General features: G+C 69.7%; 12 protein-coding genes. 5 read left to right on the forward strand and 7 right to left on the reverse strand.

Annotated features, from left to right (window positions below; translation table 11 throughout):
* Window positions 1-10 precede the first annotated feature (10 nt).
* Genes AC07XP_RS23180 through AC07XP_RS23190 form a run of 3 tightly spaced genes read right to left on the reverse strand, consistent with a single transcriptional unit; the run spans window position 11 to window position 4,391 of the window.
* A complete protein-coding gene (locus tag AC07XP_RS23180) occupies window positions 11-1,096 on the reverse strand; it encodes a mechanosensitive ion channel family protein (RefSeq protein WP_095746116.1) in 1,086 nt (361 codons plus the stop codon).
* Window positions 1,096-3,336 carry an FUSC family protein gene (locus tag AC07XP_RS23185; RefSeq protein WP_495265984.1) on the reverse strand — a complete coding sequence of 747 codons (2,241 nt, stop codon included), beginning with the start codon at window positions 3,334-3,336 and terminating at the stop codon, window positions 1,096-1,098. The genes AC07XP_RS23180 and AC07XP_RS23185 overlap by 1 nt, the downstream gene beginning before the upstream one ends.
* A complete protein-coding gene (locus AC07XP_RS23190) occupies window positions 3,336-4,391 on the reverse strand; it encodes an inositol monophosphatase family protein (RefSeq protein WP_095746114.1) in 1,056 nt (351 codons plus the stop codon). Before AC07XP_RS23190 ends, AC07XP_RS23185 begins: the two co-directional genes overlap by 1 nt.
* Before the next feature lie 132 nt (window positions 4,392-4,523).
* Between AC07XP_RS23190 and AC07XP_RS23195 the strand changes: the two genes are divergently transcribed.
* Both AC07XP_RS23195 and cysE read left to right on the forward strand, forming a co-directional pair.
* Window positions 4,524-5,255 (forward strand): RNA methyltransferase, encoded by a 732-nt coding sequence (locus AC07XP_RS23195; RefSeq protein ID WP_492684339.1) that lies wholly within the window; start codon window positions 4,524-4,526, stop codon window positions 5,253-5,255.
* Between the two features lie 67 nt (window positions 5,256-5,322).
* Entirely contained in the window at window positions 5,323-6,114 is a 792-nt protein-coding gene (cysE, locus tag AC07XP_RS23200; protein WP_301179181.1) for a serine O-acetyltransferase, read from the forward strand.
* Window positions 6,115-6,133: 19 nt separating this feature from the next.
* Here cysE and cadR read toward each other — a convergent pair whose 3' ends face one another.
* Window positions 6,134-6,604, reverse strand: coding sequence for a Cd(II)/Pb(II)-responsive transcriptional regulator (gene cadR / locus AC07XP_RS23205; protein ID WP_492684338.1), 471 nt, complete (start codon window positions 6,602-6,604; stop codon window positions 6,134-6,136).
* Window positions 6,605-6,675: 71 nt separating this feature from the next.
* Between cadR and AC07XP_RS23210 the strand changes: the two genes are divergently transcribed.
* The gene (locus AC07XP_RS23210) at window positions 6,676-9,003 is read left to right on the forward strand and encodes a heavy metal translocating P-type ATPase (protein ID WP_495265985.1); all 2,328 of its coding nucleotides are present in this window, start codon (window positions 6,676-6,678) and stop codon (window positions 9,001-9,003) included.
* A gap of 62 nt (window positions 9,004-9,065) precedes the next feature.
* On the opposite strand, the gene AC07XP_RS23215 is transcribed toward AC07XP_RS23210, so the two are convergent.
* Entirely contained in the window at window positions 9,066-9,449 is a 384-nt protein-coding gene (locus tag AC07XP_RS23215) for a hypothetical protein (protein ID WP_495265986.1), read from the reverse strand.
* A 191-nt stretch (window positions 9,450-9,640) separates the two neighbouring features.
* On the opposite strand from AC07XP_RS23215, the gene AC07XP_RS23220 reads away from it, so the two are divergent.
* Window positions 9,641-10,894, forward strand: a complete 1,254-nt coding sequence (locus AC07XP_RS23220) for a cation:proton antiporter (protein WP_070063158.1) — start codon at window positions 9,641-9,643, stop codon at window positions 10,892-10,894.
* A 6-nt stretch (window positions 10,895-10,900) separates the two neighbouring features.
* On the opposite strand, the gene AC07XP_RS23225 is transcribed toward AC07XP_RS23220, so the two are convergent.
* Together AC07XP_RS23225 and AC07XP_RS23230 are read right to left on the reverse strand one after the other, a co-directional pair.
* Window positions 10,901-12,229, reverse strand: a complete 1,329-nt coding sequence (locus AC07XP_RS23225; RefSeq protein ID WP_495265987.1) for a heavy metal sensor histidine kinase — start codon at window positions 12,227-12,229, stop codon at window positions 10,901-10,903.
* Window positions 12,226-12,903, reverse strand: a complete 678-nt coding sequence (locus AC07XP_RS23230) for a heavy metal response regulator transcription factor (RefSeq protein ID WP_062481258.1) — start codon at window positions 12,901-12,903, stop codon at window positions 12,226-12,228. The genes AC07XP_RS23225 and AC07XP_RS23230 overlap by 4 nt, the downstream gene beginning before the upstream one ends.
* Before the next feature lie 162 nt (window positions 12,904-13,065).
* Here AC07XP_RS23230 and AC07XP_RS23235 point away from each other — a divergent pair, with 162 nt between their 5' ends.
* The gene (locus tag AC07XP_RS23235) at window positions 13,066-13,440 is read left to right on the forward strand and encodes a hypothetical protein (RefSeq protein WP_495265988.1); all 375 of its coding nucleotides are present in this window, start codon (window positions 13,066-13,068) and stop codon (window positions 13,438-13,440) included.
* Window positions 13,441-13,450: the final 10 nt, after the last annotated feature.

A 13,450-nucleotide genomic window follows, 5' to 3' on the forward strand; every position in this document is an offset into this window, starting at 1 on the left:
GGCGGGAGCTTCAGCCCGCCGTCGCGCCCTGCATCACCGCCGGCTGCCCCATCGCCGGATCGTTGCCCTCGAAGCGCATCTTCGGCAGGAACTGCGGGTACTCGCGCTGCATGAAGTCGATGACGCCTTCGCGCACGTGGCAGCGCAGATCGAAGGCGAGGCCGGAGGTCGCTGCGGTGCAGAGCACGCGGACCTGCATGGTGCGTTCGGTGGCGTCGGTCACGCGCAGGTTGAAGAAGCGGCCGTCCCACTCGGGCGCGGCCTTCACGAGGCGCTCGACCTCGGCGCGCAGCGGCGCCAGCGGCGTGCCGTAGTCCAGGTAGAAGAAGACCGAGCCGAGCAGTTCGGCCGAGTGGCGGGTCCAGTTCTGGAACGGCTTCTCGATGAAGTAGGTGAGCGGCAGGATGAGGCGCCGGTCGTCCCAGATGCGCACGACCACGAAGGTGCCGGTGATTTCCTCGACGCGGCCCCATTCGCCCTCGACCACGAGCACGTCGTCGATGCGGATCGGCTGCGACAGCGCGATCTGCAGGCCGGCGATGAGGTTGCTGAAGACGGGCTTGGCCGCCAGGCCCGCCACGATGCCGATCACGCCGGCCGAGGCCAGCAGGCTGGCGCCGACCTGGCGCGCGCCCGGGAAGGTCATGAGCATCATGGCGCCGCCGGCCACGACGACGACCGACATGGCGGTGCGCGCGAGCACGCGGGTCTGCGTGAGCACGCGGCGCGCCTGCAGGTTGTCGGAGATGTCCGAAGGGTGCTGCGCGAGCACGCCGTCGGCAAAGCCGCTGATGGCCTTGAGCACGAACCAGGTGCTGGCCGCGATGAGCAGCAGCCCCGTGAGATGTCGCACGCTGCCGATGAAGCGCAGGTCGTCCGGCGCCGCCTGCCACACCATCATGAGCGCCGCCAGCGGCAGCACCAGCCGCGCGGGGGCGGTGCAGTTGAGCACCATCGCATGCACGGCGGGCGCCGGGCGGGTGATCCGCCTGAGGACCATGCCCCCGATGCGGTGGGCGAGAAGGGCGAGGGGCGCGGCGATCAGGGCGGCAATCCAGGTGCCGAACCAGGGGTGTGCGAGGAGCTCTTGGGTCATCAGGCGGGGGTGGTCCTTGCTTCTGGGGTGTTGTCGTTCAGTGGTTGAAGAATGCGCGCTGCGTCGTCGCGCAGCTGCGTGGCGAGCGCCGTGGCCAGGTCGAGCCGGCGCACCAGCCAGGGGCTGATGTCGTTGTCGAACGGGTCAGGCAGTGGAATGGGGCCGCCGACGGTGGTGGCCCCCGTGCTCTCGGGGTGAGAGGGCCCTGCGATCGGAATGGTTCCCAGGGCGGCCTCGATGCGTTGCGCGGTGCGCACGAGCGGGCCTTCGATGTCGCCCGGCGTGAGACGGTCGCGCCGCAGCACGAGCATCGACTTCACGGCGCTGAGCTGCGCGAGCAGCTGGTAGCTGTGGGCCTGCAGATGCTCGAGCGGTTCGAGCGGCGGCTGCACAGCGCGCGGTTCGGAGAGCGAGCGCTGCGTGGCCTGCACGAGCGCCGAGAGGCTGTCGTAGGCCTCGCGGCGCGCGAGCCGCCATTCGAGTTCGGGGCTGCTCTGGATGGCCTGCAGCTGGCCCAGCCCGAGCGCGAGCCGCGCATGGCGCGCCTGCGCGGTGAGCACGCGCGCCACCAGCGCCGGAATCTGCGTGCGCTCCCACGAGGGCAGCACGTAGCAGAAGCCCCAGGCCAGCGCGGCGCCGATGAGCGTGTCGGCGATGCGCTCGAACAGCGCAAAGATGGGCGCGGTGCCGGTGTTCAGCATGTGGGCCTGCAGCAGGCCCAGCACGGTGGCGGCCACGGCGGTGACGAGGTAGCGCCGCACCGCGAAGCTGTGGGCAATGGCCTGCGCGATGGTCACGGTCACCAGCAGCATCAGCGCCGACGGGTGCGCCGACAGCAGGCCCACCGCGAGCACGCAGCCCAGCAGCGTGCCGGCGACGCGGCTGTTGCGCCGCTCCAGGGTCTGCGAGAGGCTGCCGCGCAGCACGACCACGATGGTCAGCAGGATCCAGTAGTCGTGCGAGCCCCAGGGCATCGACACGGCGATGCCGTAGCCGGCTGCGATGGCCAGCGCGGCGCGAATGGCGTGGCGCAGCGGCGGCGCGTCCCAGCGCCACAGCGCGAGGAAGGGGCGCAGCGACCAGTCGGTCGGGCTCACGAAGAGCTGCCAGTTGGCGCGCACCACGGCCAGGTTGGGCTCGGCGTCGCCGCGCGCCATGGCCGCCAGGCGCAGCACCTCGTCGTTGATGTGGCCGATGCGGCTGGCCAGTCCGCGCGCGAGCATGGCGGCCGAGGGGCCCATCTGACCGTGCGTGTCTTCGTCGTCGGCCGTCACGTGGATGGCGGCCAGGCGCGGCCGGCGGTCGGCCACGGCGGCGGGGTGGCGGCGCATGAGCAGCGCATCGGCCAGGCCGGCCGTTTCGTCGGCCAGCTCTTCGAGGATGCGGCGCATCTCGACCAGCGCCTGCGCGTGCGACGGATGGGCGCGCAGGGCGTCCAGGTCGAGCTCGCTGGCAAGCAGCTGGTCGCGCATCTCGAGCACGATGACGAGCATGCCGGCCAGTCGCTGGCGGCGCGGCGTGCGCGGCGACTCGAGCACGATGTCGCGCGTGGCCTGCAGCTGGTCGGCCAGCGCGGCCTGCTCGCGCAGCAGTTGGCCCAGCAGCGAGGCGGGGGTGTCGCGGATGTCGCGGGTTTCGTCCTGCGGCGTGAACTGGCTGGCCTCGGTGCGCATGAGCGCGGCCAGCGAAAACAGCACGTCGGCGATCGACTGCGTGCGAAAGCGTCCGTTGAGCAGCAGGTTGGCCAGCGTGGCCCACACCACGTACAGGCCGGCGCCCAGGCCGAATTCGGTGGTGCGCGCGATGGCGTCCGACAGCCCGGTGGGCGCGGGCGTGGCCATGGAGAAGACCATCGAAAACATCACCGCGATGGCGATGGGAATGCCGCGCTTGCCCCAGGCCATGGCCACGAAGGCCATGAAGGTGGCGGGCACCAGCAGCAGCCCGAGGCGGATCGGTGCGCCGTGCAGCATCTGCACTGCGAAGAACAGCGGCAGGCCGATGAGCGGCGCCGGCAGCATCTGGAGGAACTTGCCGCGGCGCGGGCCGGGCAGGTCGGGCGGCGCCGTGACGATCACGCCGGTGGCGGCGGCCGAAGCGGCCAGGGTGCCCAGCCACAGGTGCACCCCGCCCGAGATCACGAGCAGGCCGAGCGCGACGGTGAGCCCGCTCGCGACGTAGTGGCTCAGCGCAATGCGCAACGCCGCGCGAACCCGCGCGGCGGCGCCCGGCCCCGTCATCACTTGGCGGAGGCGTCGCCCTCGGCGGGCGCCTCGCGCTTGATGCGGGTGAGCTTGCGCGGGGCGGCCGGCGCGGCGGGGGCTGCGGCGGCCGGGGCTTCGGCGCTGCCGTCGAGCGGGGCGGCCGTGGCTTCGGTCACGGTGCTGCGGGCGTACAGGTCGACCGAGGCGTCGGCGGGGCTCGACCTGGTCGAGGCCGAGACGGCGCGCACGCGGTCGCTGGCGCGCAGCTTGTCGTCCACGTTGGCGAACTTGGAGTACTTGGCGAGCAGCGGCACCAGCTGGCCGTACACGCGCGGGGCGCCGGCCAGGCATTCGCGCTGGTCGAGGAACTCGGGCTCGCCCGTGAAGTTGCCGATGAGGCCGCCGGCCTCGGTCACCAGCAGCGAGCCGGCGGCCACGTCCCAGGGGTTCAGGCCGGTTTCGAAGAAGCCGTCGGTGAAGCCTGCGGCCACGTAGGCCAGGTCGAGCGCGGCGGCGCCGGGGCGGCGCAGGCCGGCCATGCGGGGCATCATGTCCGCCATGATGGCCAGGTACTGCTTGAAGTTGTCGCCGGTGCGGAACGGGAAGCCGGTGGAAATGAGGCACTCGCTGAGCTTCACGCGCTTGGACACGCGGATGCGGCGCTCGTTCATGTAGGCGCCGCGGCCCTTGGTGGCCGTGAACAGGTCGTTGCGCGACGGGTCGAAGACGACCGCCTGCTCGATCTTGCCGCGCACCGACAGCGCGATCGACACGCAGTAGACCGGGAAGCCGTGGATGAAGTTGGTGGTGCCGTCGAGCGGATCGATGATCCAGACGAATTCGGAGTCTTTGGCACCGTATTCGGTGCCCGATTCTTCGGCCAGGATGCCGTGCCCCGGGTACGCGCCCAGCAAGGTCTCGATGATGACCTTTTCGCTGGCGTGATCGACTTCGGTGACGAAGTCGTTGACCTGCTTCTGGGAGATGCGCACGGCCTCGACGTCGAGGGCGGCGCGATTGATGATGGCGCCGGCGGCGCGTGCGGCCTTGACGGCCACATTGAGCATGGGATGCAGGTTGGGGGACGACATTCTGGATTGTGAGAAGAACGGGTGGGAGAGGTCCCCAAGAATGCAATCTGGGCGACCCTGCGGTCCGGCGATGCGGGCGGCGAGAATCGGGCATTTTACCGGCTCAGCCCGTTTGTGTCTTCCCCACCCGTCATGCGCACCCGTTTCATCCTCATCCAAACCAGCCACGCCGGCAATGTGGGCGCCGCCGCCCGCGCCATGAAGACCATGGGTTTCGACGACCTGGTGCTGGTCGCGCCGCGCTGGGCCAACGTGCTGCGGCGCGAGGAAACCATCCAGCGCGCCAGCGGCGCCCTGGACGTGCTGAATAACGCCCGCATCGTCGAAACGCTCGATGAAGCCCTCGACGGCGTGACCCACCTGTGCGCCACGGCCATGATCCCGCGCGACTTCGGCCCGCCCACGCGCACGCCGCGCGAGCACCTGGAGCCGCTGGCCACGCAGGGCGACCAGCACGTGGCCTTCCTGTTCGGCTCCGAGCGCTTCGGCATGCGCAACGAGGACGTCTACCGCTGCAACGTGGCCCTGAGCATCCCGACCGATCCGAAGTTCGGCTCGCTGAACCTGGGCGCGGCCATCCAGGTGGTGGCCTACGAATGGCGCCTGGCGCTGGGCGGCTACGGCGTGCGCGAGGCCATCGCCCCGGTGCAGGCGGCCGACGCGCAGGCCGTGGCCGGCATGCTCGACCACTGGGAACGCTCGCTGGTGGACATCGGTTTTCTCGACCCGGCGGCGCCCAAGAAGCTCATGCCGCGGCTGCAGCAGCTGTTCAACCGCGCGCAGCCCACGCCCGAGGAAATCCACATCCTGCGCGGCATTGCCAAGGCCATGAGCGACGCGACCCGGCCGCCGCGCGACAGCTGAACCGTCACAAAACCCCATCGCGCGTAAGCGAAGACGCCCGGCTTTAGACTGCCCGGCCCCTATCGATATAACGACAACAAAGGCAGCGATGTTCTCTCGACTGCGCGCCGACATCCGGTGCATCCTCGAACGCGACCCGGCCGCCCGCAGCGCCTGGGAAGTGATCACGGTCTACCCCGGCTTCCATGCCGTGGTGCTGCACCGCTGGGCGCACGCCTGTTGGACCCACGGTTTCAAGTGGCCGGCCCGCTTCATCTCCCACTGCGCGCGCGCGTTCACGGGCATCGAGATCCACCCGGCCGCCAAGATCGGCGAACGCGTGTTCTTCGACCACGCCATGGGCGTGGTGGTCGGCGAAACCGCCGAGATCGGCGACGGCTGCACCATCTACCAGGGCGTGACGCTGGGCGGCACCTCGCTCTACAAGGGCACCAAGCGACACCCGACGCTGGGAAAGAACGTGGTGGTGAGCGCGGGCGCCAAAGTGCTGGGCGGCTTCGTCGTGGGCGACGGCGCCAAGATCGGCTCCAACGCGGTGGTCATCAAGCCGGTGCCGGCCGGGGCGACCGCGGTGGGCATTCCGGCGCGCATCATCCCGTCGAAGGAGGGCGAGAGCGCCGACGTGGCCGCGCCGCAGAAGTTCTCGGCCTACGGCATCACGCAGGACGACGACCCGCTGAGCCAGGCCATGCGCGGCTTGATCGACAACGCCTCGAGCCAGGAGCACCAGATCGCGCTCCTGTGGCAGGCCATCGAGAAGCTGTCGGCGCAGCCGGGCACCAAGGACTGCGTGCCGGGCGATGCGGCGCGCGGCGAGTCGTTCGAGGCCGACAAGCTGACGCAGCTGATCGGCAAGTAAGAGGCGATCGACCGGCGCCTCAGCCGGCCCGCTTGCCCGGCGCGTGCAGCGTGCCGTGCACGTGCCCCGCGTGCTGGCCGAAGGTCTCGGGCGAGAGTGCGGCGGTGTCCAGCTCCTGCAGGATGCCGCAGGCGCTCGCCGATTCGGGGCCGCCGCACTGCAGGCGCAGCGCCTTCAGCTGCTTTTCGAGCGTCTTCAGCTCGGCGATGCGCGAGGCCACGTGGCCGATGTGGTCGTCCAGCAACTGGTTCACCTCGCCGCAGTCGTCCTGCGGCGCATCGCGGAATTTCAGCAGGCTGCGGATCTCGTCGAGCGTCATGTCCAGCGAGCGGCAGCGGCGGATGAAGCCCAGGCGCTGGGCATGCTCGTCGTCGTAGATGCGGTAGTTGCCGTCGGTGCGCGCGGGCGCGGGCAGCAGCTGTTCGCGCTCGTAGTACCGGATGGTTTCGACCGGCGTGTTCGTGGCCTTGGCCAGTTCACCGATTTTCATGATGCGGCATCTCAAGGAAGTGGCAATCAACGGTTGACTCTACACCTGCTTCAGGGTTTCCAATGGAACGCATGACGAATCAGACCACCCTGAATCAGCCGGTGCCACGCGCTGCGCCGCATGACCACGCCCATGACCACGGGCACAGCCACGGACATGACCACGCGCACGACCATGCACACGATCACGCCCCCGCCGCGCCGGCAACGGCCTGCTGCGGCAGCGCGGTGTGCGGCAGTACGCCGGCGTCGGCCGAGCCGGCCGACCTGCCGAAGGGCGCCGTGCTGTTTCGCATTCCCACCATGGACTGCGCGGTCGAAGAGTCCGAAATCCGCCGTGCCCTCGAGCCCGTCGCGGGCGTGAAGGCCCTGCGCTTTCGCCTGAGCGAACGCACGCTGGCCCTCACGACCGAAGACGGCGCGCTGCCCGCCGCGCTCGACGCCATCCGCCAGGCGGGCTTCAAGCCCGAGCCGGTGGCATCGTCGGCGGGGCAGAAGGCCGAGCCCGCGCGCTTCGCCGGCATGTCGACCGGCCTGGCACGCCTCGTGGCCGCGCTGGTGCTGGCCATCGCCGCCGAGACCGTGTCCTTCCTGGCGCTCGACGGCGTGGGCTTCATGGCCGCCGAGATGGGCCTCGCGCTCGCGGCCATCGCGCTGGCCGGCCTGGACACCTACAAGAAGGGCTTCGCCGCGCTGGTGCGCGGGCGCCTCAACATCAACGCGCTGATGGCCGTCGCCGTCACGGGCGCCTTCATCATCGGCCAGTGGCCCGAGGCCGCGATGGTGATGGCGCTGTACGCCATCGCCGAGCTCATCGAGGCCCGCGCCGTCGACCGTGCGCGCAACGCCATCCAGAGCCTGCTCGCGCTCGCGCCCGAACAGGCCGAGGTGCGGCAGCCCGACGGCAGCTGGCAGACCGTGCGCGCCGACGCGGTGGCGCTCGATGCCGTGGCCCGCATCCGCCCCGGCGAGCGCGTGCCGCTGGACGGCGTGGTGCTCGAAGGCACCAGCGCCATCGACCAGGCGCCGGTCACGGGCGAGAGCATCCCGGTCGACAAGGCCGCGGGCGACGCGGTGTTTGCAGGCACCATCAACCAGACCGGCGCGCTGGTGTTCCGCGTGACGGCCGTAGCGGCCAACACCACGCTCGCGCGCATCATCCACGCGGTGGAAGAGGCGCAGGGTTCGCGCGCGCCCACGCAGCGCTTCGTCGACAGGTTCGCCGCCATCTACACGCCCACCGTCTTCGTGCTGGCGCTGGCCATCGCGGTGCTCACGCCGTGGCTGCTGGGCTGGACCTGGGTGCAGGCCGTCTACAAGGCGCTGGTGCTGCTGGTCATCGCCTGCCCGTGCGCGCTGGTCATCTCCACGCCCGTGACGGTCGTGAGCGCGCTGGCCTCGGCCGCGCGGCGCGGCATCCTCATCAAGGGCGGCACCTACCTCGAAGAGGCGCGCAAGCTCAAGGCCGTGGCGCTCGACAAGACCGGCACCATCACCGAAGGCAAGCCCAAGCTGGTCGAGTCGGTGCTGATCGACAAGGCGGGCAGGGATGAAGGCGCGGCCTACGCACTAGCCGCCAACATCGCCGGTCGCTCTGACCACCCGGTGTCGAAGGCCATCGCCCAAGGCCTGGGTGGGGCGGTCGAAGAAGTCGGCGACTTCACCGCGCTGCCCGGACGCGGCGTGCAGGCCACGCATGCGGGCCAGAGCTACGTGCTGGGCAACCACCGCTTGATCGAAGAGCGTGGCCTGTGCTCCCCGGAACTCGAAATCGAACTGAAGCGCCACGAAGAAGCCGGCCGCACGGTGACGCTGCTGGCATCTGAAAAGTCGGTGCTGGCGCTGTTTGCCGTGGCCGACACCATCAAGCCCTCGTCGCAAGCCGCCGTGGCCGAGCTGCGCGCGCTGGGCGTGACGCCCGTGATGCTCACCGGCGACAACACCGCCACTGCGAAGACCATCGGCGCGCACGCCGGCATCGACGACGTGCGAGGCAACCTGTTGCCCGAAGAAAAGTTGGGCGCCATCCAGGCGATGCAGCAGCGCTACGGCGCCGTCGCGATGACCGGCGACGGCATCAACGACGCCCCCGCACTGGCCAAGGCCGACATCGGCTTCGCCATGGGCGGCGCCGGCACCGACACCGCGATGGAAGCGGCCGACGTGGTCATCATGAACGACGACCTGCGCCGCATCCCCGAGACCATCCGCCTGTCGCGCCGCGCGCACGCGGTGCTGTGGCAGAACATCACCCTCGCGCTCGGCATCAAGGGCGTGTTCTTCGTGCTCGCGGTGTTCGGCAGCGCGACCATGTGGATGGCGGTGTTCGCCGACATGGGGGCGAGCCTGCTGGTGGTGGCGAACGGGTTGCGGTTGATGCGGACCGAAAAGCAGGAATAGCGCAGCGCGGAGGAGGCGGCCTCGGAGAAGAGGGCTGAAGCGAGCGCCTGCCGGTCAACGCCTCACTCGGCACGCCAGACGAGGTGCAGGTCGCCATCTACGAATCCCAGAGAGACCGCGCGAGCAGCCTTCAGGCGCGAAGCGCCCGCAGACGCGGCGTCCAAGTAGCGAAGAATCATCTGCGAGATGGCCTGCAGGCCTGCCTCCCAGTCTGGCCCCACCGCTTCGCTCGCGATCTCGAAACGTGGCGGTGAGGACATGAAGATGTCGTCGCAGGCCCAGTCGGAATCTTCCGGGTCGTAGGTTGGAGCACCCACGAGTTCGAGGTCGTAGGTCGTCGAACTGTCGTAGAGGTTGAAGTGAAAAGCGGCGATGCCTTCAGGCAGCGGCGCAGACAAGACGGAATCGATCCAGGCGGCCAGATCGGCGAACAGAGGGGTGTTCATGAGGCTGAAGTGGCTGAGTTTTGGATCATGCGCATTCGGATTTTTAGCACGGCCTTGAGGCGTCTGGGCTCACCTGCGCGCCGCCCACGTCTCCAACGGCCCCCGCGCCGCGTTGCACATCTGGATCGAGCCGGGCGCGCCGAACTAACATCGGGCGAGTTTTTTCCCCAGGCCTCACGACCGTTCCGCCCATGTCCGTCACCACCCTCCTGCTGCAACTCGTCGTCATCCTCACCACCGCGCGCCTGTGCGGCTGGGTGCTGCGCCATGTGGGGCAGCCGAGCGTGGTGGGCGAGATGGCGGCGGGGCTGATGCTCGGGCCGGCGGTCATGGGCCTGCTGTTCCCGTCGCTGCATGCGCAGCTGTTCGCCAAGGAGTCGCTGCAGGGGCTGTCGTCGCTGGCGACGGTGGGGCTGGTGCTGTTCATGTTCGTGGTGGGCCTGGAACTGCGGGCCACGCGCAACATGCGCGCGCAGCTGCAGGCGGCCGGCGCGGTGGGCGTGCTCAGCGTGCTGGTGCCGCTGGTGCTGGGCCTGGCGATCTCGCCGGCGCTGCACCCCACGCTCGCGCCGGCCGGCGTGGGCTTCTGGCCCTTCGCGCTGTTCATGGCGGCGGCGCTGTCGATCACGGCCTTCCCGGTGATGGCGCGCATCCTGAAAGACCGCGGCATGACGCGCACGCCCTTCGGCCAGCTCTCGCTGAGCGCGGCGGCGGTGGTCGACGTGTTCGCGTGGATCCTGCTGGCCTTCGTGGTCGCGCTGGTGGGCACCAGCGACGGCTACGCGGGCCTGATCAAGATCACGGTCGGCGTGGTGGTGATGCTCACGGTGCTGTTCCTCGGGCTGAAGCCGGCCTTTGCGTGGCTGCTGCGCGTGAAGGCGCCCGACGGCGAGCCGTCGACCACGCTGATGGCCGCGCTCATGATCGGCCTGCTGGTCACGGCGCTGCTGACCGAGTGGCTGCACCTGCACGCGGTGTTCGGCGCCTTCCTGTTCGGCGCCTGCCTGCCACGCGACGACCGCCTGCTGCGCTCGCTGAGCGAGCGCATCGAGCCGATCTCCATCGTGGTGCTGATGCCGCTGTTCTTCGCGCTCGCGGGGCTGGGCACCACGGCCAACGCGTTCTCGGGCGCGAGCCTGGGTGCGATGCTGCTGATCGTGGGCGTGGCCACCGTGGGCAAGATCGCGGGCGGCGCGGCCGGCGCGCGCATCGCCGGCTACAGCTGGCGCGACAGCCTGGCCACCGGCTCGCTCATGAACGCGCGCGGGCTGATGGAGCTCATCGTCATCAAGATCGGCCTGGACGTCGGCCTGATCGGCCCCGAGCTCTTCACGATGCTGCTGGTGATGGCGCTGGCCACCACCGCGATGACCGGGCCGCTGATGACGCTGTGCGTCGGCCGCAAGCCGAAGCCCGCCGAGACGGCGGCGCACGCCGAGCCCTGAACCCCTTCAGCCGCTGCGGCGCACGCTGAACCCGATGCGCGTCTGGCCGCCCTGGCTCGACGCGAACACCTGCCCGCCGTGCATGCGCGCGATCGCCTCGACGATCGACAGCCCCAGCCCGTGGTGGCGCGTGGAGCCGTCGCGCGCCTGGGCCGCGCGGTAGAAGCGCTCGAACAGGCGCGGCAGCGCCTCGGGGTCGATCGGCGCGCCGCGGTTGATCACGGCGATGGTGTGGTGTTCTCCGCCAGGGGCGGCCGCGATCTCGATGCGCAGCGTCGAGGCCGGTTCGGCAAAGCGGATCGCATTGCCCAGCAGGTTGAAGAGGGCGCGCCGGATCAGCCCCGCGTCCACCTCGGCCACGGCCTCGCCGCTCACTTCGGCGCGCAGGCCGGCCTCGTCGAGCATGGCGTCGTAGAAGTCGATCACGTCGCGCGCCTGCTCCGCCAGGCTCACCGGGGCCATCGAGCGCGCCGAGGTGCCGCGGTCGGCCTTCGAAAGAAACAGCATGTCGGTCACGATGCCCGACAGCCGCCCCATCTCCTCGAGGTTGGAGGCCAGCACGGCCTGCAGCTCCTCGTTGCTGCGCGGGCGGGTGAGCGCCACCTCGGTCGAGCCCAGCAGGTTGGCCAGCGGCGTGCGCAGCTCGTGCGCCACGTCGGCGTTGAACGACTCCAGCTGCACGTAGGCGCGCTGCACCCGTGCCAGCAGCGCGTTGAACTGCGTGATCCAGGGCCGCAGCTCCTGCGCGAAGGCGCCGGGGTCGATCGACTGGTGGACGTGGTCGGGCGTGATGGCCGCGGTGCGCTCGGCCAGTGCCTTCAGCGGCCGCAGCCCGCGCCGCACCAGCCACATGCCGGTGAGCGACACCAGCGCCGTGCCCAGCACCACCGCGCCCAGCAGGGTCCAGGCCAGGCGCTCGAGCAGCCGGGAGTCCTGCGCGATGTTCACGCCGACCTGCACCGACAGGTCGGTGTGGAAGTCGCCGTTCTGCCAGGGCACGACGATGGCGCGCCGCAGCCAGCGGCCCTGCGGCGGCGGCGTGGACTGGAACAGCGGCTTGCCGGCGTTGGCGATCGACAAGGTCACGTCGTCCTGCATCGAGAAGAAGTCATCGAGCTTGTGCCGCAGAAAGACGAGGTCGCCGCCTTTCTCGGCCTCCTTGAGCAGGTGCTCGACGAGCACCGTCTTCTGGTCGAGCGCATCGCGCTGCTTGGCGCCGAAGCTCCAGGCGGTCACGAGGTAGATGGCCAGGCAGATGATGCTCAGGCCGGACAGCGTCTGCGCGGCGAACCAGAACGAGAGCCGGCTCTGGATCGAATGCGGCTTCGGGCTCATGCCCAGGAGCGGTCTTCGAGTACGTAGCCCATGCCGCGAACGGTGTGCAGCAGCTTCACGTCGAAGGGGTCGTCGATCTTGCTGCGCAGGCGGCGGATCGCCACCTCGACCACGTTGGTGTCGCTGTCGAAGTTCATGTCCCACACCTGCTCGGCGAGCGTGGAGCGCGACAGAATCTGGCCGCGCCGGCGCAGCAGCACCACCAGCAGCGTGAACTCCTTGGCCGTGAGGTCCAGCCGCGTGCGGTTGCGCATGCACTTGCGGCTCACCAGGTCCAGCTCCAGGTCGGCCAGGCGCAGCACCGTGGGCTCCTGCGTCTTGCCGCGCCGCAGCAGCGCCTGCACGCGCGCCAGCAGCTCCGAAAAGGAGAAGGGCTTCACCAGGTAGTCGTCGGCGCCTTGCTGCAGGCCCTGCACGCGGTCTTCGACCTTGTCGCGTGCGGTGAGCACCAGCACAGGCACGTTCTTCGTGCGGCGGATGGCCTGCAGCACGGCAAAGCCGTCGATGCCCGGCAGCATCACGTCCAGCAGCACGAGCGCGTAGTCGCCCTCGGTGGCGAGGTAGCGGCCCTCGATGCCATCGCGGGCGATGTCGACCACGTAGCCGTTCTCTTCCAGCCCCTTTTTCAGGTAATCGCCCAGTTTGGGTTCGTCTTCGATGACAAGAATTCGCATGGTACGGATCGTACCCAAGGCCTTTCGAGACGCTGGTTACGATTTAGTAATCCTATTGAAGGACAAAGCGCCGACACGCTGTCGTACAGTGGGCCGGGCCCTCGGTTCGCAGGGCTTTTCATGGTCGGCGCGCCACGCCCCGTCGATATACTTTTGTCAACAATGCGCCGCTGGCTCCTGATTTTCCTGCTGTTTCTCCTGCCTTTCCAGTACAGCTGGGCGGTGTCGGCAGCCTATTGCCTGCACGAAGGCGACCAGGGCAGCGGCCACTGGGGCCACCACGAGGACGAGCCGCGCGGCACCGACCGCACCCACGCGGGCGACGGCGCCAAGAAAGACAGCACCCGCCAGCCCAACGCGGCGGTCGGCCATTGCATCGTCGCCCACTTCGGGCAGGCCCAGCATGCGGACACCGCCGCCGCGCTGCCGGCCGAATCGCCCATCGCCTCGCAGGCGCTGCGCGCCGCTTCCACCGAACGCTTCGCCTCGCACATCGCCGAAGTGCCGGTGCGCCCCGACTGGTTGCTCGCCGCCTGATTCGGCGAGA

The sequence above is a fragment of the Variovorax sp. GW531-E2 genome, assembly GCF_059423125.1.

What these genes read in the sequence shown, in the direction of transcription:
- cadR (WP_492684338.1), bottom strand. Translation starts at nt 6,604, where the DNA reads ATGAAAATCGGTGAACTGGCCAAGGCCACGAACACGCCGGTCGAAACC.
- AC07XP_RS23225 (WP_495265987.1), bottom strand. Translation starts at nt 12,229, where the DNA reads ATGAGCCCGAAGCCGCATTCGATCCAGAGCCGGCTCTCGTTCTGGTTC.
- AC07XP_RS23185 (WP_495265984.1), bottom strand. Translation starts at nt 3,336, where the DNA reads ATGACGGGGCCGGGCGCCGCCGCGCGGGTTCGCGCGGCGTTGCGCATT.
- AC07XP_RS23220 (WP_070063158.1), top strand. Translation starts at nt 9,641, where the DNA reads ATGTCCGTCACCACCCTCCTGCTGCAACTCGTCGTCATCCTCACCACC.
- AC07XP_RS23190 (WP_095746114.1), bottom strand. Translation starts at nt 4,391, where the DNA reads ATGTCGTCCCCCAACCTGCATCCCATGCTCAATGTGGCCGTCAAGGCC.
- AC07XP_RS23195 (WP_492684339.1), top strand. Translation starts at nt 4,524, where the DNA reads ATGCGCACCCGTTTCATCCTCATCCAAACCAGCCACGCCGGCAATGTG.
- AC07XP_RS23215 (WP_495265986.1), bottom strand. Translation starts at nt 9,449, where the DNA reads ATGAACACCCCTCTGTTCGCCGATCTGGCCGCCTGGATCGATTCCGTC.
- AC07XP_RS23180 (WP_095746116.1), bottom strand. Translation starts at nt 1,096, where the DNA reads ATGACCCAAGAGCTCCTCGCACACCCCTGGTTCGGCACCTGGATTGCC.
- AC07XP_RS23235 (WP_495265988.1), top strand. Translation starts at nt 13,066, where the DNA reads ATGCGCCGCTGGCTCCTGATTTTCCTGCTGTTTCTCCTGCCTTTCCAG.
- AC07XP_RS23230 (WP_062481258.1), bottom strand. Translation starts at nt 12,903, where the DNA reads ATGCGAATTCTTGTCATCGAAGACGAACCCAAACTGGGCGATTACCTG.
- AC07XP_RS23210 (WP_495265985.1), top strand. Translation starts at nt 6,676, where the DNA reads ATGACGAATCAGACCACCCTGAATCAGCCGGTGCCACGCGCTGCGCCG.